This is a genomic window from Actinoplanes sp. ATCC 53533 (assembly GCF_003947245.1).
The window spans coordinates 1-23,088 of sequence record NZ_QHHV01000141.1 but is presented as its reverse complement, the minus strand read 5'-3'; the positions used below and the strand labels follow the sequence as shown (position 1 = coordinate 23,088).

Below are 23,088 nucleotides of genomic sequence, written 5' to 3'. Positions count from 1 at the left end.
GTCGAAGTCGCCTCGGCCACCGCCGCGGTGTTCGTCCGCGACTCCAAGGACATCGCCGGGCCGGTTCTGGAGTTCGGGACCCGGGACTGGGCCGAGTTCCTCACCGGCGTTCGGGGCGGCGAATTCGACCACGCCCGCTGATCGGCCGACAGGGCGGTCTTCGGACCCGGAGATCGCCCTGTGACCTGCGAGATAGCTTCGTGGCTTGACTGAGATGCCTCGCTCGTGGCTAAGGTGTGCCAAGCCTTACTTAGGGATGCCTTAGCGACGGAGTGCCATGCTCGCCACCTACCTCATCGGCCTGCGTGAGGGGCTGGAGGCCACCCTGGTGGTCAGCATCCTCATCGCGTTTCTGGTGAAGGCCGACCGCAGGGACCGACTCGTTCAGGTCTGGTCCGGCGTCGGGCTCGCCGTGGCGCTGTCGGTCTTCTTCGGCTGGCTGCTCAGCTACACCTCGACCACGCTGCTGCAGAAGTACGAGCACCGCGAGCTCTTCGAGGCGGTCACCTCCATCCTGGCCGTGGCCTTCGTGACCTGGATGATCTTCTGGATGCGCCGGGCGGCCCGCTCGATCGCCGGTGAGTTGCGCGGCAAGCTGCAGGACGCGCTGGAGGTCGGCTCGATCGCGGTGGCCGTGATGGCGTTCCTCGCCGTCGTCCGCGAGGGCCTCGAGACCTCGCTGATCTTCTACTCCGCCGTCCAGGGCGCCGCCGACAACAGCCGCCCGCTCTACGCGCTGCTGATCGGCATCGCCTCCGCGGTGGTCATCGGCTACCTGATGTACGCGACCGCGGTGCGGATCAACCTCTCGGTCTTCTTCACCTGGACCGGCGCGCTGCTCATCCTGGTCGCCGCCGGCATTCTGAAGTACGGCGTGCACGACTTCCAGGAGGCCGGCGTCCTCCCGGGACTGAACAACCTGGCGTACGACATCAGCGGCGTGCTCGACCCGTCGGCCTGGTACACGGCGCTGCTCACCGGCATGTTCAACATCACGCCCACCGCGTCGGTGCTCGAGACGGTGGCCTGGGCCGCGTACGGCATCCCGGTTCTCGTGCTCTTCCTTTGGCCGGGGCGCAAGAAGGCGCCGGTCGTCACCCCCGATTCCACCCCGGCGCCCGCGCCGCAGCAGTAGGAGACCCCCGCCCATGCGTACCACTCGAATCCTCGCGCTGGCCGCGGTCGGCGTCCTCGGCGGCGCCCTGGCCGCGTGCAGCGGCGACAAGGCCGACGACACCGCCGCCGGTGCCGCGGGCGGGCCGATCACCGTCAAGGCGTCCGACACGGCCTGTGAGGTCGCTCGGACCACGATCGACGCCGGCACCAGCGTCTTCACCATCACCAACGGCGGCAACAAGGTCACCGAGTTCTATGTGTACGCCCCGGGCGACCGGGTCATGGGCGAGGTCGAGAACATCGCGCCCGGGCTCTCCCGCGAGCTGCACGTGGAGCTGCCGGCCGGCACCTACGAGACCGCCTGCAAGCCCGGCATGATCGGTAAGGGCATCCGGGCCGCGCTGACCGTCTCCGGCTCGGCGGCCCCGCTGACCGACGACGCCAAGCTCGCCGACGCGACCGCCAGCTACTCGCGGTACGTCAAGAGCCAGACCGCCGCGTTGTTGCCGAAGACCGAGGAGTTCGTCGCCGCGGTCAAGGCCGGCGAGATCGACAAGGCCAAGGCGCTGTTCCCGATCGCCCGCACCTACTGGGAGCGGATCGAGCCGGTCGCGGAGATCTTCGGTGACCTCGACCCGAAGATCGACGGCCGCGAGGAGGTCATCGAGGAGGGCATGGAGTTCACCGGCTTCCATCGCCTGGAGAAGGACCTCTGGGCCGCCAAGCCGGACGTCTCCAAGGATGGCCCGATCGCCGACCGGCTGCTGGCCGACGTGAAGGAGATCGTCGCCAAGGCCAACGCCGAGAAGCTCTCCCCGCTGCAGCTCGCCAACGGCGCCAAGGAACTGCTCGACGAGGTCGCCACCGGCAAGATCACCGGCGAGGAGGACCGCTACTCGCACACCGACCTGTGGGACTTCAACGCCAACCTCGAGGGCTCCAAGGCGGCCGTCTCGTCGCTGCGCCCGGTGCTGGAGGAACGCGACCCCGCACTGGTCAAGACGCTCGACACCGAGTTCGCGAACGTGGAAGCCGCGCTGGGCAAATACCGCGACGGCGACGGCTGGAAGCTGCACACCGCCCTCAGCGAGGCCGACCTGAAGGGTCTCTCCGACGCGATCAACGCGCTCGCCGAGCCCGTCAGCAAGGTCGCCGCGGTCGTGTCGAAGAAGTAAAGGAGCCCTTCCGATGTCCGACAGCACCGTGTCGCGCCGGCGGGCCATCGCGCTCGCCGGCGTCGGCGTGGCGGGGGTGGCCGGCGCGGCCGCCGTCGGTGGCGCCCTGGTCAAGAACGCGTTCGCCGACGAGGCGCCGAGCATCGCCGGTGCCGTGCCGTTCACCGGCGGGCATCAGGCCGGCATCGTCACGCCCGCCCAGGACCGGTTGCACTTCGTCGCGTTCGACGTCATCACCAAGGACCGCGAACGCCTCGTCGGCCTGCTGAAGGACTGGACCGCGGCCGCCGCCCGGATGACCGCGGGGCAGGACGCCGGCGAGATCGGCGCGGTCGGCGGCATCCCGGAGGCGCCGCCGGACGACACCGGCGAGGCGCTGGGGCTGCCGCCCTCGGGGCTGACCATCACGGTCGGCTTCGGCCCGACGCTGTTCCGTGACGCGACCGGCAAGGACCGCTTCGGCATCGCCGGCCAGCGGCCCGCCGCGCTGGCGGACCTGCCACACTTCCCGGGCGACCGGCTGGAGGCCGCCATCTCCGGCGGCGACCTGTGCGTGCAGGCCTGCGCCAACGATCCGCAGGTGGCCGTGCACGCGATCCGCAACCTGGCCCGGATCGGCATGGGCGTGGTCAGCGTGCGCTGGTCGCAGCTCGGCTTCGGGCGTACGTCGTCCACGTCGACGACGCAGGCGACCGCGCGCAACCTGTTCGGCTTCAAGGACGGCACCGCCAACCTCAAGCTGGAGGAGACCGACCGGCTGCGCGAGCACCTGTGGGTGCAGCCGGGCGACGGACCTGAGTGGATGACCGGCGGTGCATACCTGGTCACCCGCAAGATCCGGATGCTCGTCGAGACCTGGGACCGCACGTCGCTGGCCGAGCAGGAGGCCATCGTCGGCCGGGACAAGGGCGTCGGCGCGCCGCTGGGCAAGACCGGCGAGTTCGAGGAGCCGGACCTGGCCGCCAAGGGCGCGGACGGCGAGCTGCTGCTGGCCACCACCTCGCACGTCCGGCTGGCCCACCCGACGGAGAACGGCGGCGCCCGGCTGCTGCGCCGTGGCTACAACTTCGTCGACGGCTCGGACGGGCTGGGCCGGCTCAACGCGGGCCTGTTCTTCATCGCCTATCAGCGCGATCCCCGCAAGCAATTCGTACCGATCCAGCGTAATCTGTCGCGGACCGACGACATGAACGAGTATCTCAAACCGGTCTCCCAGGCCCTGTTCGCCTGCCCGCCAGGCGTGACCGGCCCGGAGGACCACTGGGGTCGTGCGCTCTTCGCCTAGCCTGGATTTTTGAGCTTCGCCGGTCCATGATCAGCAACACCGGTGGTGCATGATCGCCGGGCGGTCACACGGGCCTGAAGGGGACAGTGCAATATTGGATCGCATGAGAGCCCGGGTACTCGTCGTCGATGACGACCCAGCGCTGGCCGAGATGCTCGGCATCGTCCTGCGCAGTGAAGGTTTCCTTCCGTCCTTCGTCGCCGACGGCGAGCGTGCCCTCGCCGCCTTCCGGGAGAGCCGGCCCGACATCGTCCTGCTCGACCTGATGTTGCCCGGCATGAGCGGCATCGACGTGGCCCGGGCGATCCGCACCGAGTCCGGCATCCCGATCGTCATGCTGACCGCCAAGAGCGACACGGTCGACGTGGTGCTCGGCCTCGAGTCCGGCGCCGACGACTATGTGGTCAAGCCGTTCAAGCCCAAGGAGCTGGTCGCGCGGATGCGGGCCCGGCTGCGCCGGGGTGAGGACGCCGCGCCGGAGATGCTCACCATCGGGCCGCCCGGCAACCAGATCACCATCGACGTGCCGGCGCACACCGTCTCCCGCGACGGCGAGGAGGTGAAGCTGACGCCGCTCGAATTCGACCTGCTGGTCGCGCTCGCCCGCAAGCCGCGCCAGGTCTTCACCCGCGAGGTGCTGCTCGAACAGGTCTGGGGCTACCGGCACGCGGCCGACACCCGGCTGGTCAACGTGCACGTCCAGCGGCTGCGCGCGAAGATCGAGCCGGACCCGGAGCGCCCGGAGATCATCCTCACGGTGCGCGGTGTCGGATACAAGGCGGGCACCGGGTAGGGGCAGCCCAAGGCGGTGGTGGGGTGTGGTGGGGTGGTTGGACGGGGGACTAACCTTGCCCCCGAGATGCATGCTCCCGCCTGGTTACCGATGCCCGTCCGCCGCACCCTGAGACTGGTGCGGCGGCAGTGGCGCATCGGTGTGCGCCACGGCCGCCGGCTGTCCGCGCCCGCCCGCCGGGCCTGGCGCCGCTCGCTGCACCTGCGCGTGGTGACCCTGACCCTGGTGGCGTCCAGCCTGCTGGTCGGCGCCTTCGGCTGGTTCATCGCCGACCGCAGCACCCAGATCCTGCTGGACCGCGCCGAGGACGAGGTCAAGGCGCAGATGCAGGGCAAGGTGAAATACGCCTTCGACCAGCTCACCGTCCATCCTCAGGTGCGCGACCAGCGGCTGCCGGCGACCTTCATCGCCACGGTCGACCGGCTCGCCGACGGCGACTCCGCCGAGCTCGGCGGCGCGATCGTCGCGCTGCGCGCCGACACCATCCCCGAGCTCCGGCCGGTCACCTCCACCAAGGTCGACACCGCCTCGCTGATCACCCCCGAGATGGTCCGCACGGTGGCGAATTCCGGCCAGGTGGCCCAGCAGATCCGCACCGCCGAGGTGGGCGGCGTGCACACCAAATACCTGGTATACGGCTCCCCGGTGCCGACCAAGTTCGGTCACGTCGAGCTCTATTACCTGGTCCCGCTGACCACCGAGGACCGGGCGTCCAACCAGATCCGCACCACGGTGTTGGTCACCGGCCTGGCCCTGGTGATCCTGCTCGGGGTCGTGGCCGGCCTGGTCACCCGGATGGTCGTCACGCCGGTGCGGGTCGCCGCCCGCACCGCCCAGCGGCTCTCCGCCGGCCTGCTCGACCAGCGCATGAAGGTCGCCGGCGAGGACGACCTGGCCCTGCTGGCCGCCTCCTTCAACCAGATGGCGGCCAACCTGCAGCGCCAGATCGTCCGGCTGGAGGAGATGTCCCGGCTGCAGCGGCGCTTCACCTCGGACGTGTCGCACGAGTTGCGCACGCCGCTGACCACCGTCCGGATGGCCGCCGACCTGATCTTCTCCGAGCGTGAGGAGTTCGACCCGGCGGTGGCCCGCAGCGCCGAGTTGCTGCAGACGGAGTTGGACCGCTTCGAGAGCCTGCTCACCGACCTGCTGGAGATCAGCCGCTTCGACGCGGGCTTCGCCGCCCTGGACGCCGAGCACAGCGACCTGGTGCCGATCATCGAACGGGTCGCCGAACGGTTGGCCGGGCTGGCCGAGCGGGCCGGGGTGGTCATCGACCTACGCCTGCCGGAGTCCCCGGTCATCGCCGAGGTCGACCCGCGCCGCATCGAGCGGGTGCTGCGCAACCTGGTCGGCAACGCCGTCGAGCACGGCGAGGGCCGGCCGGTCGAGGTCACCCTCGCCACCGACGAGGCGGCCGTCGCCGTCACCGTGCGAGACCACGGTGTCGGTCTCAAGCCGGGGGAGGACCGCCTGGTGTTCAACAGGTTCTGGCGGGCTGACCCGTCCCGGGCCCGGCAGACCGGCGGCACCGGGCTGGGCCTGTCCATCTCCGTCGAGGACGCCCGGCTGCACGGCGGCTGGCTCGAGGCGTGGGGCGAGCCCGGTGGTGGCGCGCAGTTCCGGCTGACCGTGCCGGTGCGCTCCGGCGACCGGCTGGTCGCCGCCCCGCTGCCGCTGATCCCGCGGGACCGAGCGGTGGACGCGGTGCCGCTCGCCATCGACGCCGCGCCGGCGCCCGGCGGGGCCGCCGGGGAGCCCGCCGGCGAGGCCGTAGAGGCGGCCCGGTGAGCCGGCGGGTGCGATGGCTGCTCGCCGCGCCGCTGGCGGCCGCGCTGCTGGCCGGCGGCTGCGGCATTCCGGACAGCACGAAGGTGCAGCGGGTCGGTCCCGGCCCGTCGACCGGCGCGTCCACCGGTGAGAACGTCGCACCTGTCCGGAACGACCGCCTGGCCAGCACAGACCGCGCCGTCTTCGTGCGCAACTACCTGGAGGCGGCGGCCGGCGACCCGAACGGCGCGCTGGAACGCGTCCAGCGGTTCCTCGCCCCGGTGGCCGCCCGGGAGTTCAAGGTGGTGGCGCCCGAGGTCAGGGTCATCCATCTGGTGGGCAACCCGCTGGTCAACCCCGGCAGCGCCGACGTCCAGGTGCGCGCCCGGACGATCGGCGTGCTGACCAGTAACGGCATTCTCAATCCGGCCGCCGCCGAGAACGACTACGCCTTCACCGTCTCGGAAGCCGCCGGCCAGGCCGGCCTGTTCGTCACCAAGGCGCCGCAGGCACTGCTGATCACGGATGACGCCCTCAACAAGTTCTACGACCGCCGAAAGCTCTATTTCTGGAACAATGAGCAAACCGCCCTGGTGCCCGACGTGCGCTACCTCCCCCGGGACCTGCCGTCCGAGCAGGAGCCCAACGAGATCATCAAGTGGCTGATCAACGGGCCGTCGCCGCTGCTCGACGGCGCGGTGAAGCGGCTGCCCGAGGACACCCAGCTGGACGGCAACGTGCCCGCGCCCAGCGATGACAAGCTGCAGATCAACCTCAGCGGCCAGGCGGTGCCCCAGGACGATCCCGCCGCGATGGACCGGCTCCGGCGCCAGCTCATGTGGTCGCTGCGGTCCAGCCAGTGGCGCACCCTCGAGCTCAAGGTCGGCAACCAGGACGCCGTCGAGTACGGCGACATCGACTACCTCACCAGCAACGCGGCCTATGCGCTGCCGGCGTCGCCGGAGCGGTTCCTGATCTACAACGGCCAGATCCGCCGGATGTCGGGCTCGCCGAACGCCACCGAGGCCGTGCCGGTCCTGCGCCAGGCGGACAACCGCTCGGTCCGGGCCGCGGCTCTGGCCGGGGCGGGTAGCCGCCGCTTCGCCGCCCTGGTGGTCAACGCGGCCGGCCGCCAGGAGTTGAGGGTGGGCGTCAGCGTCGTCGGCAGCAAGGCCGGTCTCACCAAGATCAGGCTGCCGACGGGCGCGACCGGCCAGCCGGTCTGGGCGATCACCTCGACCGAACCCGACGAGCCGGCCATCGGCCTGATCACGGTCGGCGGCAAGCTCTACAGCTTCAGCTCGGACGGCTCCTCGTTCGACGAGATCAACGAGGCCGGCAGCGGCATCTCGGCGATGGCGGTCGCGCCCGACGGCCGGCGGATCGCGCTGGTCTCGGGCGGCCGGCTGGCCATCGCGGCGCTGTCCACCAGCGGCGACGGCGTGCGGATGCTGCCGGCTCGGCAGGTGCTGGTGGCGCCGCTGAGCCGGGTCAGCGCCGTCGACTGGAGCAGCGAGACCTGGCTGACGGTGGCCGGCGCCCGGTCCGACACCAGCCGGGTGGCGATCATCGAGGTGACCCTCGACGGCACCGACGTCTCGGAACGGCTCGCCGACATCGGCACGGAGAGCGTCAGCTACCTCACGGCCTATCCGGTCAGCCCGATCAGCGGCACGGACAGCTCCGACACGATCGCGTACGTGGCCAAGGGAGACGCCTTCGACGTGCTGTCCGGGCCGGTCCGGATCACGGTGACCGACCTGGCCGGCCCGGTGCCGAACCCGCCGTCCGGGGTGAAGCCCACCGCGCCGTTCTTCCTGCGCTGAGGTGACCCGCGGCGGAAACCCAGGCCGATTCGTTCGATGAGCGGAGGGAATTCGGTGACGGCACGGTTGTCCGGTCTCGGCGCCGACCTGGCCGACCTGGTGCTGCCGAGCGCCTGCGCCGGTTGCGGCGCCGAGCGGGTGCCACTGCGCTTCGGGACGTGTGCCGATTGCGCGGCAGCCCTGGAGGCGCTGGTGCCCCACGAGACGGCCCCCGTGCCGCCGCCACCCGGGATGCCCTCCTGCACCGCTGTCGGGCCGTACGGGGGGCCGTTGCGGGGTGTTCTGCTGGCGTACAAGGAAAAGGGCCGGCACCGGCTCGCCCGGCCGCTGGGCACCCTGCTCGCCGTGGCGGTCGCCGAGGCCGCCCGGCGCGGCGGCGCCGGGCCGGCGCTGCCGCTGCGGCTGATCCCCGTGCCGTCGACCTCGGCGGCCGCGCGGGAGCGCCACGGTGATCACATGGCGCGACTGGCCACACACGCCGTGCGGAGGCTGCGGATGGCCGGCTGGAACGCTGACGTCTCTCGGCCGCTGCGGGCGCTCCCGCGACCTGACTCTGCGTCACTGGATGTTACCGGCCGCGCTACAGCGGCTGAGAGTTCGCTGCGAATCAAGGGTGCCCGGATCCCGATTTCGCGGCGCCGACCGACGATGAGAGGCACGCTGATAGTGGTCGACGACATCGTCACGACGGGGGCCACCCTGGCCGCGGTGGCGCGTCGTCTCCGGGAGGCGGACATGCAGGTCACGGGCGCCGCGGTGCTGGCTGCCACCAAACTGCGCTCAGCCCGCTCGCCGATCCGGGTCCGGGCACCCACGCCGGGCCCGCCAGGGCCGAAAGTCCGTCGGTCCGTTCCCCGAACGAGGGGTGACGAGCGGCCATCCGCAGGTTAGCGTCTTGGTGACGAGGGTAAGCGTCCGCAACTTACCCACCACCGGAGCGAAGTCGATAGCCCGTCGATACGGGCGCGGCCCGCCGCACCGGAAAGGAGCGTCCTCGTTAGCCGATTCGGTGATTCGCGTGGGTTCGCTCCGTGATCCCGGGCATCGCCGAAGCCAGCACACCGCGTCGTAGTACGGCGCCCCCGGCACCCCGTCGCAGGGCGCCCGCAGGTACGAAATGTTGGGGGAGGTCACGAGTGGACATTGTCGTCAAGGGCCGCAACGTAGAGGTTCCCGACCACTACCGGGAACATGTCGCAGACAAGCTGGCAAAGGTCGAACGCTACGACCAGAAGCTGATCAGAGTCGACGTGGAGTTGTTCCACGAACGCAATCCGCGGCAGTCCGACATCTGCCAGCGCGTGGAGATCACCGTGGTGACCAGGGGACCGGTGATTCGCGCCGAGGCGTGCGCCAAGGACTTCTATGCCGCGCTGGACATGGCCTTCAACAAACTCGACGGCCGGCTGCGCCGCGCGGCAGACCGTCGCCGGGTGCACCGTGGACGACACGCACCGGTATCCGTCGCCGAAGCCACCGCCAAGCTTCCGACCGATCTGCCGAGCCTGACGCCGCCGGACCAGGGGTCCGCGGTGGCGACCGACCTGCTGGAACACGACGACAACCAGCCGTGGCGCATCGTGCGGGAGAAAGAGCACCCGGCCGATCCGATGACTGTCGACGACGCTCTCTTCCAGATGGAGCTCGTCGGCCACGACTTTTATCTCTTCCACGACAAGGAGAGCGGCCGGCCCAGCGTCGTCTACCGACGCCGAGGGTACGACTACGGCATTCTCAGCTTGGAAGCAACGGCCTGAGCTGAGCAAGCCCTCCGGCTGGCGTGCGGCGACCCCGTGCGTCAGCCGTCCAGGCGCGCCGCTTCCGCCAGCAGATCCTCCGCGAGCAGCGCGAACTGCACGTCGTCGAAGCGCCGGCCGGCATTGCCCGGCAACCGGGAGCGCAGGTATGCCTCCCGTTTGAAGCCCGCCTTCTCCAGCACCCGCTGCGAGCCGAGGTTGGTGGGCAGGGCGCCGGCGATCAGCCGCGCGATACCCGTCTCGGCGAAGGCCCACAACGACACCAGCTGCGCCGCCCGGGTCGGGAAGCCGCGCCCCCGCCAGCCCGGCAGCATGCTGTATCCGATCATCGCCTGCCCGGTGCGCGGCTCCTGGTAGTACAACCCGATCTCGCCCGCGCTCGTCCCGGTGGCGGCGTCCACGATGATCATGTCGGCGCGCTCGCCCGCGAGCCAGTGCGACTGTGCCCATGCGCACCGCCGGGTCATGTCCTCCGCCGAGGGCGGAACCGGCGGCACGCTGGTGGCCACGACGTCCGGCACGCTGTGCAACTCGGCATAGAAGCCCACGTCATCGGGGGTCAGCGGGCGCACCGTCACCACGCCGTCGGTCAGCTCGCCGCCCGGCAGGTCGGGCAGCAGGCGCTCGGCCGCTCCCGGCTCGTCGCCGGCCAGCCGGGCGTAGGCGAGCAGATCGTCGCGGCCGCCGTCGCGGTTGGGCAGCACCGCGCGGCGTACGCCCTCCGGCTGGTAGCCGACCGCCAGCGCGACCCGCTGGCTGGCCGCGTTCTCCCGGTGGGTGAGCAGCTCGATCCGGGCCATGCCGGTGTGGAACGCGTGCTCGGTCACCGCGCGCACCGCCGCCGTCGCCACGCCCCGGCCGCGGGCCCACGGACCGACCCAGTAGCCGACCTCGCACTGACCCCGGTGCGGCACGACCTTGTCCAGGCCGATCCCGCCGAGCAGCCGGTCGGTGACCGGGTCGGCGATCGCCCACAGGCCGCCGCCGTCGGCGAACATGCTCGGCGCCACGTCACTCACGTAGTCCCGGGCCTGGGCGTGGGTGAACGGCACGGGCAGCGGCGGCATGAAGCGCTGCAGCACCGGGTCGGCGTAACCGTTGACGAGATCGTCGACGTCGCGGGGGTGCAGGCCGCGCAGCCGGACGCCGGCACCCGCCAGGGTAGGAACGATCATGACAATTCACCTTTCACCAGCGAGCCCACCCAGCAGTCCCGCCGTCCTCCGCCGGCAGTCAGGGCCTGCCGCGGCAGCCCTTCCACCGTGCAGCCTGCCTTCTCGGCCACCCGCCGCGACGCATCGTCGCCGACCTCGGCGCGCCACTCGATCCGGCCGTTCTCACGCGGACATCCTGCCCGACACGCCCCGGGCCATCAAAAGGTTGCGGTGCCCGGCCCGATGCGCTGTCAGCGAACTTACCGCCCTGTTTGACCCTTCTTGCGAGGTTAACCGGAGGCTCGGGTCACGGCCGCCCAGACAAGACGCCTACGATGGTTCGGCAGACCGTCTAGGGGAGCGTTGACCCGTGTCGATTTTGGAAAAATTCCTGCGCGCCGGCGAAGGCCGCATGGTGCGTCGGCTCAAGGCGATCGCTAACGCCGTCAACTCGATCGAGGACGACTACACCGACCTCACCGACGACGAGTTGCGCGAGTGCACTGAGCAGTTCAAGGAGCGCGTCGCCGACGGCGAGGCGCTCGACTCGCTGCTGGTGGAGGCGTTCGCAGTGGCCCGCGAGGGTGCCCGCCGGGTGCTGGGGCAGCGTGCGTACGACGTCCAGCTCATGGGCGGCGCCGCGCTGCACTTCGGCAACATCCCGGAAATGAAGACCGGTGAGGGCAAGACGCTGACCGGCGTGTTCCCGGCCTACCTCAACGCGCTGAGCGGCGAGGGTGTGCACATCATCACGGTCAACGACTACCTCGCCAAGCGCGACGCCGAGTGGGTCGGCCGGGTGCACGTGTTCCTCGGGCTGACCGTCGGCGTGATCGCGCCGAACAGGCCGGCCGCCGAGCACCGTGCCGCCTACGAGTGCGACATCACGTACGGCACCAACAACGAGTTCGGCTTCGACTACCTGCGCGACAACATGGCGTGGTCGGCGTCCGAGCTGGTCCAGCGCGGCCACAACTTCGCCATCGTCGACGAGGTGGACTCGATCCTCATCGACGAGGCCCGCACCCCGCTGATCATCTCCGGCCCCGGCGAGCACTCCGCCCGCTGGTACGGCGAGTTCGCCGCACTGGTCGGCCGCCTGCAGAAGGGCAAGGACGGCGAGGGCGACTACGAGGTCGACGAGGCCAAGCGCACCGTCGCGGTCACCGAGCGCGGCGTCTCGCGGGTCGAGGACCGCCTCGGCATCGACAACCTGTACGAGTCGGTGAACACCCCGCTGGTCGGCTACCTCAACAACGCGATCAAGGCCAAGGAGCTGTACCGCAAGGACAAGGACTACATCGTCGACGAGAACGGCGAGGTCCTGATCGTCGACGAGTTCACCGGGCGCATCCTGCACGGCCGCCGCTACAACGAGGGCATGCACCAGGCCATCGAGGCCAAGGAAGGCGTCGAGGTCAAGCAGGAGAATCAGACCCTGGCGACCATCACGCTGCAGAACTACTTCCGGCTCTACAACAAGCTCGGCGGCATGACCGGCACGGCGCAGACCGAGGCCGGCGAGTTCAACCAGGTCTACAAGGTCGGCGTGGTGTCCATCCCGACGCACCGGCCGATGATCCGCATCGACCACCCGGACGTCATCTACAAGACCGAGAAGGCCAAGTTCAACGCGGTCATCGAGGACATCGCCGAGCGGCACGCGACCGGCCAGCCGGTGCTGGTCGGCACGGTCTCGGTGGAGAATTCCGAGATCCTCTCGACCCTGCTGCGCAAGCGCGGCATCCCGCACAGCGTGCTGAACGCCAAGTTCCACGCCCAGGAAGCCACGATCATCGCGCAGGCCGGCCGCAAGGGCGGCGTCACGGTCGCCACCAACATGGCCGGCCGCGGCACCGACATCCTGCTCGGCGGCAACCCCGAGTTCCTCGCCGCCAGCGAGCTGCGCCAGCGCGGCCTCGACCCGATCGAGGACGCCGAGGAATACGCCAAGGCCCTCGAAGAGGTCATGCCGGCGTGGAAGGAAGCCTGCGAGGCCGAGGCCAACGAGGTCACCGCCGCCGGTGGGCTGTACGTCCTGGGCACCGAGCGGCACGACTCGCGCCGCATCGACAACCAGCTCCGCGGCCGCTCCGGCCGCCAGGGCGACCCGGGCGAGTCCCGGTTCTACCTGTCGCTGCAGGACGACCTGATGAAGCGGTTCCGCGCGGGCGCGGTCGAGGCGGTCATGGACCGCTTCAACATCCCCGAGGACGTGCCCATCGAGTCGAAGATGGTCACCCGGCAGATCCGCAGCGCCCAGACCCAGATCGAGGGCCAGAACGCGGAGATCCGCAAGAACGTCCTCAAGTACGACGAGGTGCTGAACAAGCAGCGCATGGTCATCTACGCCGAGCGCAAGCGCGTGCTCGACGGCGAGGACATGCACGACCAGGCCCAGCACATGATCGACGACGTGATCGCGGACTACGTCACGGCGGCGACCTCCGACGGCTACGCCGAGGACTGGGATCTCGACCAGCTCTGGGTCAGCCTCAAGCGCCTCTACCCGGTCAGCGTCACGGTCGACGACCTGGTCGAGAATTCCGGCGGCGAGCGCAGCACCCTCGACCAGGAATACCTGATCGAGGAGCTGAAGAAGGACGCCCAGGCGGCGTACGAGGCCCGCGAGGAAGAGCTCGGCGAGGACGCGGTTCGCGAGCTGGAGCGCCAGGTGCTGCTCGCGGTGATCGACCGCAAGTGGCGCGAGCACCTCTACGAGATGGACTACCTGCAGGAAGGCATCAGCCTGCGGGCGTACGCCCAGCGCGACCCGGTCGTGGAATACCAGCGCGAGGGCTTCGACATGTTCAACCAGATGATGGAGGGCATCAAGGAGGAAGCGGTCGGCTTCCTCTTCAACCTCGAGGTCCAGGTCGAGGAAGCGCCCACCGTCACGGTCGACCCGAGCAAGGCCGTCGCGATGCCCGGCAACATGACCCCCTCGGACGAGGCGGGCGAGTCGCGGGTCGAGGTCCGGGCCAAGGGGCTGGGTGGCAATCGTCGCCCGCAGGCCCTGCAATACACCGCGCCGACCATCGACGGCGAGGCCGGCGCCGGGGCGCCGCAGATCCAGCAGGAGCCGCAGGCGCCCGCGCTGGGGCTCGGCTCTCCCGTGGTCCCGGCCGGGCCGGCGCACAGCTCGGCCGGTCGCCCCCGGGCTTCCGGGCAGGCCGAGGCCAGCAACGGGCCGTCCCGGAACGCTCCCTGTTACTGCGGGTCCGGCAAGAAGTACAAGCGGTGCCATGGTGCGCCCGGAGCTGTCTGATCCGTTCTGATCACGGCCCGCAGGTTGGTTCCTGCGGGCCGTTTTCGTGCCCCTGGAGGCGCTTTCCCTACAGACGGGCCGCGGCCTGGACCAGCCCGGCGAGCGCTCGGGACCGGCTGTGGGGCGGCCACGCGATCGCCCGGGGCCGGGCGGTGGGTGGAGGCCGGGGCGGCCACTGCCTCTAGCGCGCGCGGTGGACGCCCCGGGGTCAGATCAGGCGGAGGGCCGTCGCCTGCCAGCTTTCGTCGTGTCGTTCCAGGCGGAGCGCCAGGGCGTGGGTCCGGTCGCCGATCAGCAGGATCGCCGCCGCCTCGACGGCGCCCTCCCGGGGCTCGCAGAACCGCAGGCGGACCACGGCCGCCGGGACCGGGCGGCGGGGACGGGGCGCCCGGCCCCTGGCGCGGGCCTGGCGGGCTTCCAGCACCCGGCGCGCCCCGGCCAGCCCCTGGGCCACCACCGTCGCCGCTTCCCGGGGCTGGGACAGCCCGCGGAGGTGGGCTGCGGGGCGGTAGCCGTTCAGGACCTCGACGCAGGTGCTCACGAAGCGGCGGACCGCCGCCTTCGCCTCGGCCGAGGCGCCGGTCACCGCCGTCCGCCGCCGCGGCGCCGGGGCCAGGGTCGGCGGCTGCGTCGGCGCCGGCTTCGACCAGTCGAGGGCCAGCTGGTGGGGCCACGGCCAGGCGCGCGGATCTCGCTCGTCGTCGAACGGCGGCTCGTGGCGGGGCGCCCGGCGCAGCCGGATCGCAGGTCTTGGGCCTTGCCTCGTCACCTCGACCGTCGACATCGCACCCGCCAATCCTTGCGTTTGCTTCCGTTTCCCTGCGATAGCGAGTCTGACGGGACGCGTCGAGGTACGTCAACGACGGGCGACGGCCCTGTGGACAACGGCAAAGAGTGAGAAATCAGTCCGGTTCGCGGTCGGTCAGCGGGTTCTGCTCCACCCAGGCGGCCGTCTCGCGGTATTTCTGCTCGATGTACTGCTCGAGTTTCGCGCGCTCCACGCGCCATTGGCCGCGGCCGCCGATTTTGATCGCCGGGAGTTCGCCGTTGCGGACCAGGTGGTAGACCTGCGAGTCCGAGACGTTCAGCTCGGCCGCCACGTCGGACAGCAGCATGAACCTGGGCTCCACGCCGGATCTCCCCACGCCGGTCCGCCCGGCTCGTTGACGATGTCAGGCCTCAGTTTGCCACCGTTTGCCTACGATGGTTGACCCTGATCCCCGGCCGCCAGCGCCCGGCCCGGCAGCGGGCTGGAATAGACCACGCTGGTGGTCACCGCGCCGAGGCCCGAGATCCGGCCGGTGACCTCCTCCAGGTGGCGCATCGAGCGGGTCAGCACCTTGAGCACGAAGCAGTCCTCGCCCGTCACGTGGTGCGCCTCGATGATCTCCGGGGTGCTGTCCAGCAACGCGTGGAACGGCCGGTAGTTCCCGGTGGGATACCGCAGCCGGACCATCGCCATCACCCGCAGCCCGACGCGTTCCGGCTCCACCACGGCGCGGTAGCCGGCGATCACGCCGGCCTCCTCCAGCCGGCGGACTCGCTCGGCGACCGCGCTCGGCGACATGGCCACCACCCGGGCCAGGTCGGCATAGCTGGCCCGGCCGTCGCGCTGCAACTCCTCCAGCAGGCGCCAGTCCGTGCGATCGATCGTGGGATCCACGGGCATGGGCGCAAACTACCGTTGATTCGAGCGCTTCGACAAGCAGAGACCGTGGAGACGACCTGCTGATCGGGCAGCCGGGTACATAGCGTGTTGACCATGATGACCCCCACGAGGGCGGCCGAGATCTTCGCCGAGCGCCTCGCCACCCAGACCGATGTCGCCGACGTCCAGGCCGCGCTGGGCAGCGCCGCGCCCGGCTTTGTCCTCGTCGACTCGCGGTCGGCCGCCGCGTGGCGGCAGGGCCATGTCCCGGGCGCCCTGCACCTGCCCACGGCCGAGATCGGCCGTCGTGCCGCCGACCTGCTCGACCCGGCCGTGCCCGTGGTCACCTACTGCTGGGGCCCCGGGTGCAACGGCGCCACCCGGGCGGCCCTGGCGCTCTCCCTGCGGGGGTACGCGGTCCGGGAGATGCTCGGCGGCGTCGAATACTGGGCCCGGGAGGGTTTCGCCCTGCGTACCCCCGCCGGTGAGCTCGCCCACGAGGCGGATCCCCTGGTAGCACCCTGCGGATGCTGAAAACACCGAAAGGGATACGACTGGTGGAACCGGCCTTCCGGTAGCCTGCGCGGCGGTGTACTACGGGGACGGTCAAGCCGCAGGGGGAAATGTGCCGATCACCGATCTGGTCCGGGTTTACGTGCCGGCCACCGTACCGATGCTCGCCGAGATGCGGGCGTCCGGGCAGCTCGGCGCCGGACCGACGGTCGCACACGCCGTGACCCCGGCGCTGCGCGAGTGGTATGCCGAGGGCGACGAGGAGGAGCTGGAGTACGTGGCCTTCACCCGTGCCGCGCAGGCCGCCCTGCAGCTGCTGCGGCACGACCCGGAGGCCCCGCGCCGGCGCGTGGTCGTCTCGGCCGACGTGGTCTCGACCGCGCTGGTCCGCGAGGAGGTCGAGCTCGGTTCGAGCACCGTGCGGCTGCCGCAGGCGGTCTCGTTCAAGGAGGTGGCCTCGATCCACGTCGACGGGGTGAGCGCCGCCGAGGACGTCGGCGCCGCCGCCGACGTGGTCGAGGAGGCCCAGGCCGGGGACCCCGACGCCCAGTTCACCGTGGACGGGGCCGAGGATCACGAGCTTGAGTGGTACGCGGTCACCGAGCTCGACGAGCTCATCTGACCCGGCGTCACTCCTCCTGGCGGGCCGGCACGGTCTGCGGCTCCGCGGCGCGCGCGGCCTGCTCGATCTCGTCGGGGTCGGCCGGCGGCGCCGCGGCCGATGCCTGGGCGACGGGCTCGGGGCTCGCCGCGGCCGGGCCCAGCGTGCGGCCCACCGCGATGATCGCCGTGAACGCGCCGACGAAGAGCACGATCAGGCTGTTGTTGAGCCGCGACCCGCTCAACATCTGCTGAACCGTCAGCTCCAGCTCGCTGACCTTGCCGGCCAGCTCCAGCACCCGCGAGCCGGCCGTCCGGGTCAGCCCCCTCGCCGACGACCAGCAGCAGGCCGGGGCCCGCGCCGGCGAGCGCGTACAGCGGCCAGCGCAGGTCCGGGCCGGTGGCGCGGCGCCGGGCCCGGCGGAGCACCTGGTATGCGGCGACGCCGCCGGCCAGGCCGCTGAGCACCGACTGGAGCAGGGCGAACCAGCTCGCGGCGTTGGTCTGCGAGGCGGCGGTCTCGCCGGAGCCGAAGATCGGCAGCAGCATGTCCTGCAGGACGGTGAGCACGACGCCGACGACGAAGACGGTGACCGCACCCCAGCAGACCGCCGCGGTCACCCGCCGCACGCGGAACCCGGCGAGGGCGCCGCCGATCGTCGCCGCCGCCGCGACGGTGCCGCCGACGACCGCGTACAGCCAGCCCTCGGTGTTGATCGTGATGATCGAGAGCGCGCCCAGCAGGCCGGCCGCCAGGCCGGTCCCGGTCGCGATGATGAAGCGGACCGTGACGCCCGGCGTGCGGCCGCCGCGGGTGAGGAAGGCCAGGACGGCGAGCCCGAGGGCGGCGCCCGCGACCAGGCTGGCGGAGACCGCGCCGGGCAGCGCGTACGCGGTGGAGGTGACCTCCATCTCGGCGTCGGCGCGGCCGGTGATGGTGGCCCGGGCGGACCAGAGCATCGCGGCCATCCAGACGACGCCGACGGCGGCCAGCAGCACCCCCCGAGAGGGTGCCTGCTCCGCGCCGTCCTGAGCGTCTTGGGCCGCGTTGACCTCGCTGTCCGCCTTACTCATGGCCCTCAGGGTACGCGGGCCCCCAGCGGCCCGTGAGGACCCCGGACGGCCGTCGCACGCGTGCGAGGATGGATGCCGACACACAATGTCATTACCAGGTAGAACCCACGAGGTTGAGGAGTACGTGATGGACGCCCTGCTTGCCGTTCCGGAGCCGCGGAACGAACCGGTTCGCGGCTATGCCCCGGGCAGCCCCGAGCGGGCCTCGTTGCGGGCGCGGCTGGAGGCGATGGCCGGCGAGCGCGTGGAGCTCACGATGACCATCGACGGCGACCGCAGGCTCGGCGGCGGCGCGTCGATCGAGGTGGTCCAGCCGCACAAGCGCCACCACGTCCTCGGCGTGGCCGGCAACGCCACGCACAACGACGCCGCCGCCGCGGTGGCCGCCGCCAAGCGTGCCGCCCCGGGCTGGCGTGCCCTGCCGTTCAGCGAGCGGGCCGCGGTGTTCCTGCGCGCCGCCGAGCTGCTGGCCGGCGGCTGGCGCGACACGCTCAACGCGGCGACGATCCTGGGCCAGTCGAAGTCGGTGCAGCAGGCCGAGATCGACGCGGCCTGCGAGCTGATCGACTTCCTGCGGTACAACGTCGCGTTCGGCGAGCGGATCCTGGGCGAGCAGCCGCAGTCCTCGCCGGGGGTGTGGAACCGCTTCGACCACCGCCCGCTGGAAGGCTTCGTCTACGCGATCACGCCGTTCAACTTCACCGCGATCGCCGGCAACCTGCCCTCGGCCCCGGCGCTGATGGGCAACACAGTGGTCTGGAAGCCGTCGCCGACCCAGCAGCTCTCGGCGCACTTCACCATGCGGCTGTTCGAGGCGGCCGGCCTGCCGCCCGGTGTGATCAACATGGTCACCGGGGACGGCCTGGCCGTGTCCGACGTGGTGCTGGCCGATCCGGAGCTGGCCGGCATCCACTTCACCGGCTCGACGGCCACCTTCCGGCACCTGTGGCGCGAGGTCGGGTCGAACATCGACCGCTACAAGACTTATCCGCGGCTGGTGGGCGAGACCGGTGGCAAGGACTTCGTCTTCGCGCACGCCAGCGCCGACGCGGACATCCTGCACACCGCGCTGATCCGCGGCGCCTACGAATACCAGGGCCAGAAGTGCTCGGCCGCCTCCCGGGCCTACGTGCCGCGCTCGATCTGGGAGGGCGGCCTGCGCGACCGGCTCGCCGCCTCGGTCGCTTCGATCCGGTACGGCGACGTCACCGACCTGTCCACCTTCGGCGGCGCGGTGATCGACGGCCGGGCGTTCGCCAAGCACGCCTCGGCGCTCGACCGGATCAAGAACAGCGCCTCCTGCACCGTGCTGGCGGGCGGCACGGCCGACGACAGCGAGGGCTGGTTCGTCGCGCCGACCCTGGTGGAGTCCACCGACCCGGCGCACGAGATCTTCACCACCGAGTACTTCGGGCCGATTCTGGGCGTGCACGTCTATTCAGACGATTCCTTCGCCGACGCGGTGGCGCAGGCCGAGTCCGTCTCGCCCTACGCGCTCACGGGCTCGATCTTCGCCACCGATCGCTCGGTCGTGGACTGGGCCGCCACCGCCCTGCGCGACGCGGCGGGCAACTTCTATATCAACGACAAGCCGACCGGCGCGGTCGTCGGGCAGCAGCCCTTCGGCGGCGCCCGGGGGAGTGGCACCAACGACAAGGCCGGCTCGGTGCTGAACCTGCACCGGTGGGTCTCGCCGCGGACGATCAAGGAAACCTTCGAGGCGCCGACGACCTGGCAGTATCCCCATATGGGCTGATTGCCCCCGTTCGTGGGCCGCTGCGTGTTCTTCACGCGGCGGCCTGCCGCGTTTGGGGGGATTCCCGACGCGCAGCGCCGTCTGACCGTTTCAGTGCACCATCTTACCTCGTCAGACTCCTGCTCAACGGTAAAACGCCCGGTCACGACCCTCGTGGTCGGACTGTCTGTGCGGGACAGTCGCTTGTGGAGACGCAAATTGGACGGATCGGGCGAAATCCTGGACGCCGGGGCGACAAAGTGGCAGCGTAGAAGGCATGCCCGACTCTCAAATCAATCCCACGGCTGCCGCCCTACTGGGCCTGCTCCACGAGGGCCCGATGACCGGTGGACAGCTCATGGCGGCTGCCGAACGCCGTCTCGGGCCGTACTGGTCGATGACGCGGAGCCAGGTCTACCGCGAATTGCCCGTTCTGGCCGAGATGGGATTCGTCCGTCTCGGTAAGCCCGGGCCCCGGTCCAGCCAGCCCTACGCCATCACCGCCAGCGGCAAGCGTGCCTTCAGTCGCTGGCTCGCCGAGTCGCCGGGCCGCGACGCGATCCGTAACCCGGTCGCGCTGCGGGTCGCCTTCGGCCAGCAGCATTCCGGCAACCAGCTCAAAACGCTCTACACCGGCGCCAACGAGTACCACTCGGAGGCGCTGGCGATGGCTCGCGAGCAGGCCAAGGAGGCCAAGAAGGCGGGCGACGCGTACGGCGCGGCCGCCCTGGAGTTCGCGGTCGCCTATCACAAGGCGGCCCTGAGCTGGCTCAAGGTCGCCCCGGCGGAGTAGCCCCGATATCACCCAAGTAGCGGCCGCCCGGCCGGTTGACCGGCCGGGCGGCGTATTCTCGACAGTCGTGAGTGCAGCCGACTTTCCCGAACAGCTCAAAGCCCTCGACGCCACCCTGCGCAACATCGAGAACGTCCTCGACGTGGACAAGCTGCGCCGAGACAAGGTGGTGCTCGAGGAGCAGGCCTCCGCCCCCGACCTGTGGGACGACCAGGCGCGCGCCCAGGACGTCAACTCGCGGCTGTCCTACCTCAGCGGGGAGATCTCCCGGCTCGAGCGGCTCCGCCAGCGCATCGACGACGCGGAGCTCCTGCTCGAGATGGCCAACGACGCTGGCGACGAGGATTCCGTCGCGGAGGTCGGCCACGAGCTCATCTCCCTCACCAAGGCTGTCGAGGAGATGGAGGTCCGCACCCTGCTCTCCGGCGAATACGACTCGCGGGAGGCCGTCGTGGCCATCCGCGCGGGCGCCGGCGGCGTGGACGCGGCCGACTTCGCCGAGATGCTGATGCGGATGTATCTGCGCTGGGCGGAGCGCCACGGCTACCCCACCGAGGTATACGAGACGTCGTACGCCGAGGAAGCGGGCCTGAAGTCCGCCACCTTCGCCGTCAAGGTGCCGTACGCCTACGGCACGCTCAGCGTCGAGTCGGGCACCCACCGTCTGGTGCGGATCAGTCCCTTCGACAACCAGGGCCGGCGGCAGACCAGCTTCGCCGGCGTCGAGGTCATGCCAGTGGTCGAGCAGACTGACCATATTGACATTCCGGACAACGAAATGCGGGTCGACGTCTACCGTTCGTCCGGGCCTGGTGGACAGAGCGTTAACACCACCGACTCCGCTGTGCGTCTCACGCACATTCCGACGGGCATCGTCGTGACGTGTCAGAACGAGAAGTCTCAGCTGCAGAACAAGGCCTCCGCGATGCGGGTGCTCCAGGCGCGACTGCTCGAACGCAAGCGCCAGGAGGAGGAGGCGAAGATGGCCGGCCTCAAGCACGACACCACCGGATCGTGGGGCGACCAGATGCGCAGCTACGTCCTGCACCCGTACCAGATGGTCAAGGATCTGCGCACTGAGCAGGAGACGGGCAACCCGACCTCGGTCTTCGACGGCGAACTCGACGAGTTCATCCAGGCCGGGATCCGGTGGCGCAAGCAGACCCAGATCAAGGGCTGAGCCGGCGCCGACACGCCGCCTGAACGAACGGTCAGGCGGCGTATCCGGGACGGTGTTCCGCGGTGCCCGTCCGGCGGAGGGGCACCGCCGTGGACGCCGAATGTGCCAAAATCCAGTGACCGCCGGACTTGGAGTTTTCGTTACACCGCGTAGACTCACGACCCGTGATTCAGCTCGAGAACGTGACGAAGACGTATCCGAAGGCGTCTCGGCCGTCGTTGGACGATGTCAGCGTCGGTATCGAGAAGGGTGAGTTCGTCTTCTTCATCGGCCCCTCCGGTTCCGGCAAGTCGACGATCATCAAGCTCCTGCTGCACGAGGTGGCCCCCTCGCGCGGCAAGGTCGTGGTGAACGCGAAGGATGTCACCACCATGCGGTCGTGGAAGATCCCGCACTTCCGGCGCTCGATCGGCTGTGTGTTCCAGGACTTCCGCCTGCTGCCCAACCGCACCGCGTACGAGAACGTGGCATTCGCCCTCGAGGTGATCGGCAAGACCAAGGCCGTCGCCCGCCGGGTGGTGCCCGAGGTTCTCGAGCTGGTCGGCCTGGGCGGCAAGGAGCACCGCTACCCCCACGAGCTGTCGGGTGGTGAGCAGCAGCGCGTCGCGGTGGCGCGGGCGTTCGTCAACCGGCCGCTGATCCTGCTGGCCGACGAGCCGACGGGAAACCTCGACCCCGACACCTCTATCGAGATCATGCGACTGCTGGACCGGATCAACCGGACCGGCACGACGGTCGTGATGGTCACGCACGACTCCAATATCGTCAACCAGATGCGCCGCCGGGTCATCGAGATCGAAAGCGGACGGATCGTCCGCGACCAGGCCCGAGGCGTGTACGGCTGACAGCCGGGCCCCGCCCCGCACCGCAACTGATGTAAGCCGCGGAGTCCCGGAAGGAACCCCCGATGCGTTTCAAGTACGTCCTCAACGAGGTGCTGGTCGGACTGTGGCGCAACGTCACGATGACCATCGCCATGATCATCACGATGTCGGTCTCCCTGACGATGCTCGGCGCCAGCGTGCTCATGTACATGCAGGTCGACCAGATGAAGAACTTCTACTACGGCAAGGTCGAGGTCTCGATCTTCCTGCGTCAGGACGTCACCGAGCCGCAGACCAGCGCGATCAACAACGCGATCGCCTCGAACCCGCTCGTCCTGAACAAGGAGTTCGAGACGCAGGCCCAGGCGTTCGAGAAGTTCAAGGAGCTCTGGAAGGACTCGCCAGACTTCGTCAACTCGGTGACCCCGGACAGCCTGCCGGCGTCGTTCCGGGTCAAGCTCAAGGACCCGGAGCAATACAAGGCGTTCGCGGAGCAGGTCAAGGGGATGCCCGGCATCCAGGACATCGTCGATCAGCGGGAGTTGCTGGACAAGGTCTTCAAGATCTTCAACGCGAT

The 23,088-nt window shown here is 70.2% G+C and carries 22 protein-coding genes; 17 read left to right on the top strand and 5 right to left on the bottom strand.

The features are described 5' to 3' along the window. The 9 genes from DMB66_RS39260 to hpf all read left to right on the top strand — a co-directional run. Positions 1–141: DUF397 domain-containing protein (locus DMB66_RS39260; RefSeq protein ID WP_148112799.1), on the top strand; the 141-nt coding region annotated here is incomplete at its 5' end. Between the two features lie 136 nt (positions 142–277). Next, on the top strand, positions 278–1,135 hold the full coding sequence (gene efeU, locus DMB66_RS39255; protein ID WP_125809201.1) for an iron uptake transporter permease EfeU: 858 nt from the start codon (positions 278–280) through the stop codon (positions 1,133–1,135). A 13-nt stretch (positions 1,136–1,148) separates the two neighbouring features. Continuing rightward, a complete protein-coding gene (efeO, locus tag DMB66_RS39250) occupies positions 1,149–2,291 on the top strand; it encodes an iron uptake system protein EfeO (protein ID WP_125809200.1) in 1,143 nt (380 codons plus the stop codon). A gap of 13 nt (positions 2,292–2,304) precedes the next feature. Next, positions 2,305–3,576, top strand: a complete 1,272-nt coding sequence (gene efeB / locus DMB66_RS39245) for an iron uptake transporter deferrochelatase/peroxidase subunit (RefSeq protein ID WP_125809199.1) — start codon at positions 2,305–2,307, stop codon at positions 3,574–3,576. A gap of 103 nt (positions 3,577–3,679) precedes the next feature. Then, positions 3,680–4,369 carry an MtrAB system response regulator MtrA gene (gene mtrA, locus DMB66_RS39240; protein ID WP_023358973.1) on the top strand — a complete coding sequence of 230 codons (690 nt, stop codon included), beginning with the start codon at positions 3,680–3,682 and terminating at the stop codon, positions 4,367–4,369. Between the two features lie 90 nt (positions 4,370–4,459). Beyond that, positions 4,460–6,160 (top strand): MtrAB system histidine kinase MtrB, encoded by a 1,701-nt coding sequence (mtrB, locus tag DMB66_RS39235; protein WP_125809198.1) that lies wholly within the window; start codon positions 4,460–4,462, stop codon positions 6,158–6,160. Further along, positions 6,157–7,965, top strand: coding sequence for an LpqB family beta-propeller domain-containing protein (locus DMB66_RS39230; protein ID WP_125809197.1), 1,809 nt, complete (start codon positions 6,157–6,159; stop codon positions 7,963–7,965). The genes mtrB and DMB66_RS39230 overlap by 4 nt, the downstream gene beginning before the upstream one ends. Positions 7,966–8,031: 66 nt before the next feature. Beyond that, on the top strand, positions 8,032–8,856 hold the full coding sequence (locus DMB66_RS39225; RefSeq protein ID WP_370320074.1) for a ComF family protein: 825 nt from the start codon (positions 8,032–8,034) through the stop codon (positions 8,854–8,856). A 245-nt stretch (positions 8,857–9,101) separates the two neighbouring features. Further along, positions 9,102–9,722 (top strand): ribosome hibernation-promoting factor, HPF/YfiA family, encoded by a 621-nt coding sequence (gene hpf / locus DMB66_RS39220; protein WP_125809195.1) that lies wholly within the window; start codon positions 9,102–9,104, stop codon positions 9,720–9,722. 41 nt (positions 9,723–9,763) lie between these two features. Here hpf and DMB66_RS39215 read toward each other — a convergent pair whose 3' ends face one another. Beyond that, entirely contained in the window at positions 9,764–10,897 is a 1,134-nt protein-coding gene (locus tag DMB66_RS39215) for a GNAT family N-acetyltransferase (protein WP_125809194.1), read from the bottom strand. 349 nt (positions 10,898–11,246) lie between these two features. On the opposite strand from DMB66_RS39215, the gene secA reads away from it, so the two are divergent. Next, entirely contained in the window at positions 11,247–14,144 is a 2,898-nt protein-coding gene (secA, locus tag DMB66_RS39205) for a preprotein translocase subunit SecA (protein ID WP_125809193.1), read from the top strand. Positions 14,145–14,352: 208 nt separating this feature from the next. On the opposite strand, the gene DMB66_RS39200 is transcribed toward secA, so the two are convergent. The 3 genes from DMB66_RS39200 to DMB66_RS39190 all read right to left on the bottom strand — a co-directional run bounded on the left by DMB66_RS39200 (position 14,353) and on the right by DMB66_RS39190 (position 15,813). After that, positions 14,353–14,928 carry an Rv3235 family protein gene (locus DMB66_RS39200; protein WP_125809192.1) on the bottom strand — a complete coding sequence of 192 codons (576 nt, stop codon included), beginning with the start codon at positions 14,926–14,928 and terminating at the stop codon, positions 14,353–14,355. Positions 14,929–15,046: 118 nt separating this feature from the next. Continuing rightward, positions 15,047–15,259: a helix-turn-helix domain-containing protein gene (locus DMB66_RS39195; protein WP_199752887.1), complete on the bottom strand. Its 213-nt coding sequence runs from the start codon at positions 15,257–15,259 to the stop codon at positions 15,047–15,049. 83 nt (positions 15,260–15,342) lie between these two features. Further along, positions 15,343–15,813 carry an Lrp/AsnC family transcriptional regulator gene (locus DMB66_RS39190; RefSeq protein WP_125809190.1) on the bottom strand — a complete coding sequence of 157 codons (471 nt, stop codon included), beginning with the start codon at positions 15,811–15,813 and terminating at the stop codon, positions 15,343–15,345. Positions 15,814–15,906: 93 nt separating this feature from the next. Between DMB66_RS39190 and DMB66_RS39185 the strand changes: the two genes are divergently transcribed. Further along, positions 15,907–16,326, top strand: a complete 420-nt coding sequence (locus tag DMB66_RS39185; RefSeq protein WP_125809189.1) for a rhodanese-like domain-containing protein — start codon at positions 15,907–15,909, stop codon at positions 16,324–16,326. A 139-nt stretch (positions 16,327–16,465) separates the two neighbouring features. Continuing rightward, positions 16,466–16,927, top strand: a complete 462-nt coding sequence (locus tag DMB66_RS39180; protein ID WP_199752886.1) for a hypothetical protein — start codon at positions 16,466–16,468, stop codon at positions 16,925–16,927. Here DMB66_RS39180 and DMB66_RS39175 read toward each other — a convergent pair. Next, entirely contained in the window at positions 16,879–17,979 is a 1,101-nt protein-coding gene (locus DMB66_RS39175; RefSeq protein WP_233625153.1) for a hypothetical protein, read from the bottom strand. The genes DMB66_RS39180 and DMB66_RS39175 overlap by 49 nt on opposite strands. Positions 17,980–18,106: 127 nt before the next feature. On the opposite strand from DMB66_RS39175, the gene pruA reads away from it, so the two are divergent. From pruA to DMB66_RS39150, 5 genes are all read left to right on the top strand, one after another. Continuing rightward, complete coding sequence (gene pruA / locus DMB66_RS39170; RefSeq protein WP_125809188.1) at positions 18,107–19,735, top strand: L-glutamate gamma-semialdehyde dehydrogenase; 1,629 nt, start codon at positions 18,107–18,109, stop codon at positions 19,733–19,735. A gap of 256 nt (positions 19,736–19,991) precedes the next feature. Further along, complete coding sequence (locus DMB66_RS39165) at positions 19,992–20,507, top strand: PadR family transcriptional regulator (protein WP_125809187.1); 516 nt, start codon at positions 19,992–19,994, stop codon at positions 20,505–20,507. Between the two features lie 67 nt (positions 20,508–20,574). Beyond that, positions 20,575–21,687 (top strand): peptide chain release factor 2, encoded by a 1,113-nt coding sequence (gene prfB, locus DMB66_RS39160; RefSeq protein WP_125809186.1) that lies wholly within the window; start codon positions 20,575–20,577, stop codon positions 21,685–21,687. Between the two features lie 164 nt (positions 21,688–21,851). Further along, positions 21,852–22,532, top strand: a complete 681-nt coding sequence (gene ftsE, locus DMB66_RS39155) for a cell division ATP-binding protein FtsE (protein ID WP_023358989.1) — start codon at positions 21,852–21,854, stop codon at positions 22,530–22,532. Between the two features lie 62 nt (positions 22,533–22,594). After that, the coding region (locus DMB66_RS39150; RefSeq protein WP_233625152.1) for a permease-like cell division protein FtsX at positions 22,595–23,088 on the top strand (494 nt) is incomplete at its 3' end.

Bases quoted from the DNA above. Each gene is read 5' to 3' on its own strand.
- DMB66_RS39175 (WP_233625153.1), bottom strand. From the start codon at position 17,979: ATGAGTAAGGCGGACAGCGAGGTCAACGCGGCCCAAGACGCTCAGGAC.
- mtrA (WP_023358973.1), top strand. From the start codon at position 3,680: ATGAGAGCCCGGGTACTCGTCGTCGATGACGACCCAGCGCTGGCCGAG.
- DMB66_RS39215 (WP_125809194.1), bottom strand. From the start codon at position 10,897: ATGATCGTTCCTACCCTGGCGGGTGCCGGCGTCCGGCTGCGCGGCCTG.
- DMB66_RS39180 (WP_199752886.1), top strand. From the start codon at position 16,466: ATGCTCGCCGAGATGCGGGCGTCCGGGCAGCTCGGCGCCGGACCGACG.
- DMB66_RS39190 (WP_125809190.1), bottom strand. From the start codon at position 15,813: ATGCCCGTGGATCCCACGATCGATCGCACGGACTGGCGCCTGCTGGAG.
- efeB (WP_125809199.1), top strand. From the start codon at position 2,305: ATGTCCGACAGCACCGTGTCGCGCCGGCGGGCCATCGCGCTCGCCGGC.
- pruA (WP_125809188.1), top strand. From the start codon at position 18,107: ATGGACGCCCTGCTTGCCGTTCCGGAGCCGCGGAACGAACCGGTTCGC.
- efeO (WP_125809200.1), top strand. From the start codon at position 1,149: ATGCGTACCACTCGAATCCTCGCGCTGGCCGCGGTCGGCGTCCTCGGC.
- DMB66_RS39200 (WP_125809192.1), bottom strand. From the start codon at position 14,928: ATGTCGACGGTCGAGGTGACGAGGCAAGGCCCAAGACCTGCGATCCGG.
- DMB66_RS39185 (WP_125809189.1), top strand. From the start codon at position 15,907: ATGATGACCCCCACGAGGGCGGCCGAGATCTTCGCCGAGCGCCTCGCC.
- mtrB (WP_125809198.1), top strand. From the start codon at position 4,460: ATGCCCGTCCGCCGCACCCTGAGACTGGTGCGGCGGCAGTGGCGCATC.
- efeU (WP_125809201.1), top strand. From the start codon at position 278: ATGCTCGCCACCTACCTCATCGGCCTGCGTGAGGGGCTGGAGGCCACC.
- DMB66_RS39165 (WP_125809187.1), top strand. From the start codon at position 19,992: ATGCCCGACTCTCAAATCAATCCCACGGCTGCCGCCCTACTGGGCCTG.
- DMB66_RS39195 (WP_199752887.1), bottom strand. From the start codon at position 15,259: ATGCTGCTGTCCGACGTGGCGGCCGAGCTGAACGTCTCGGACTCGCAG.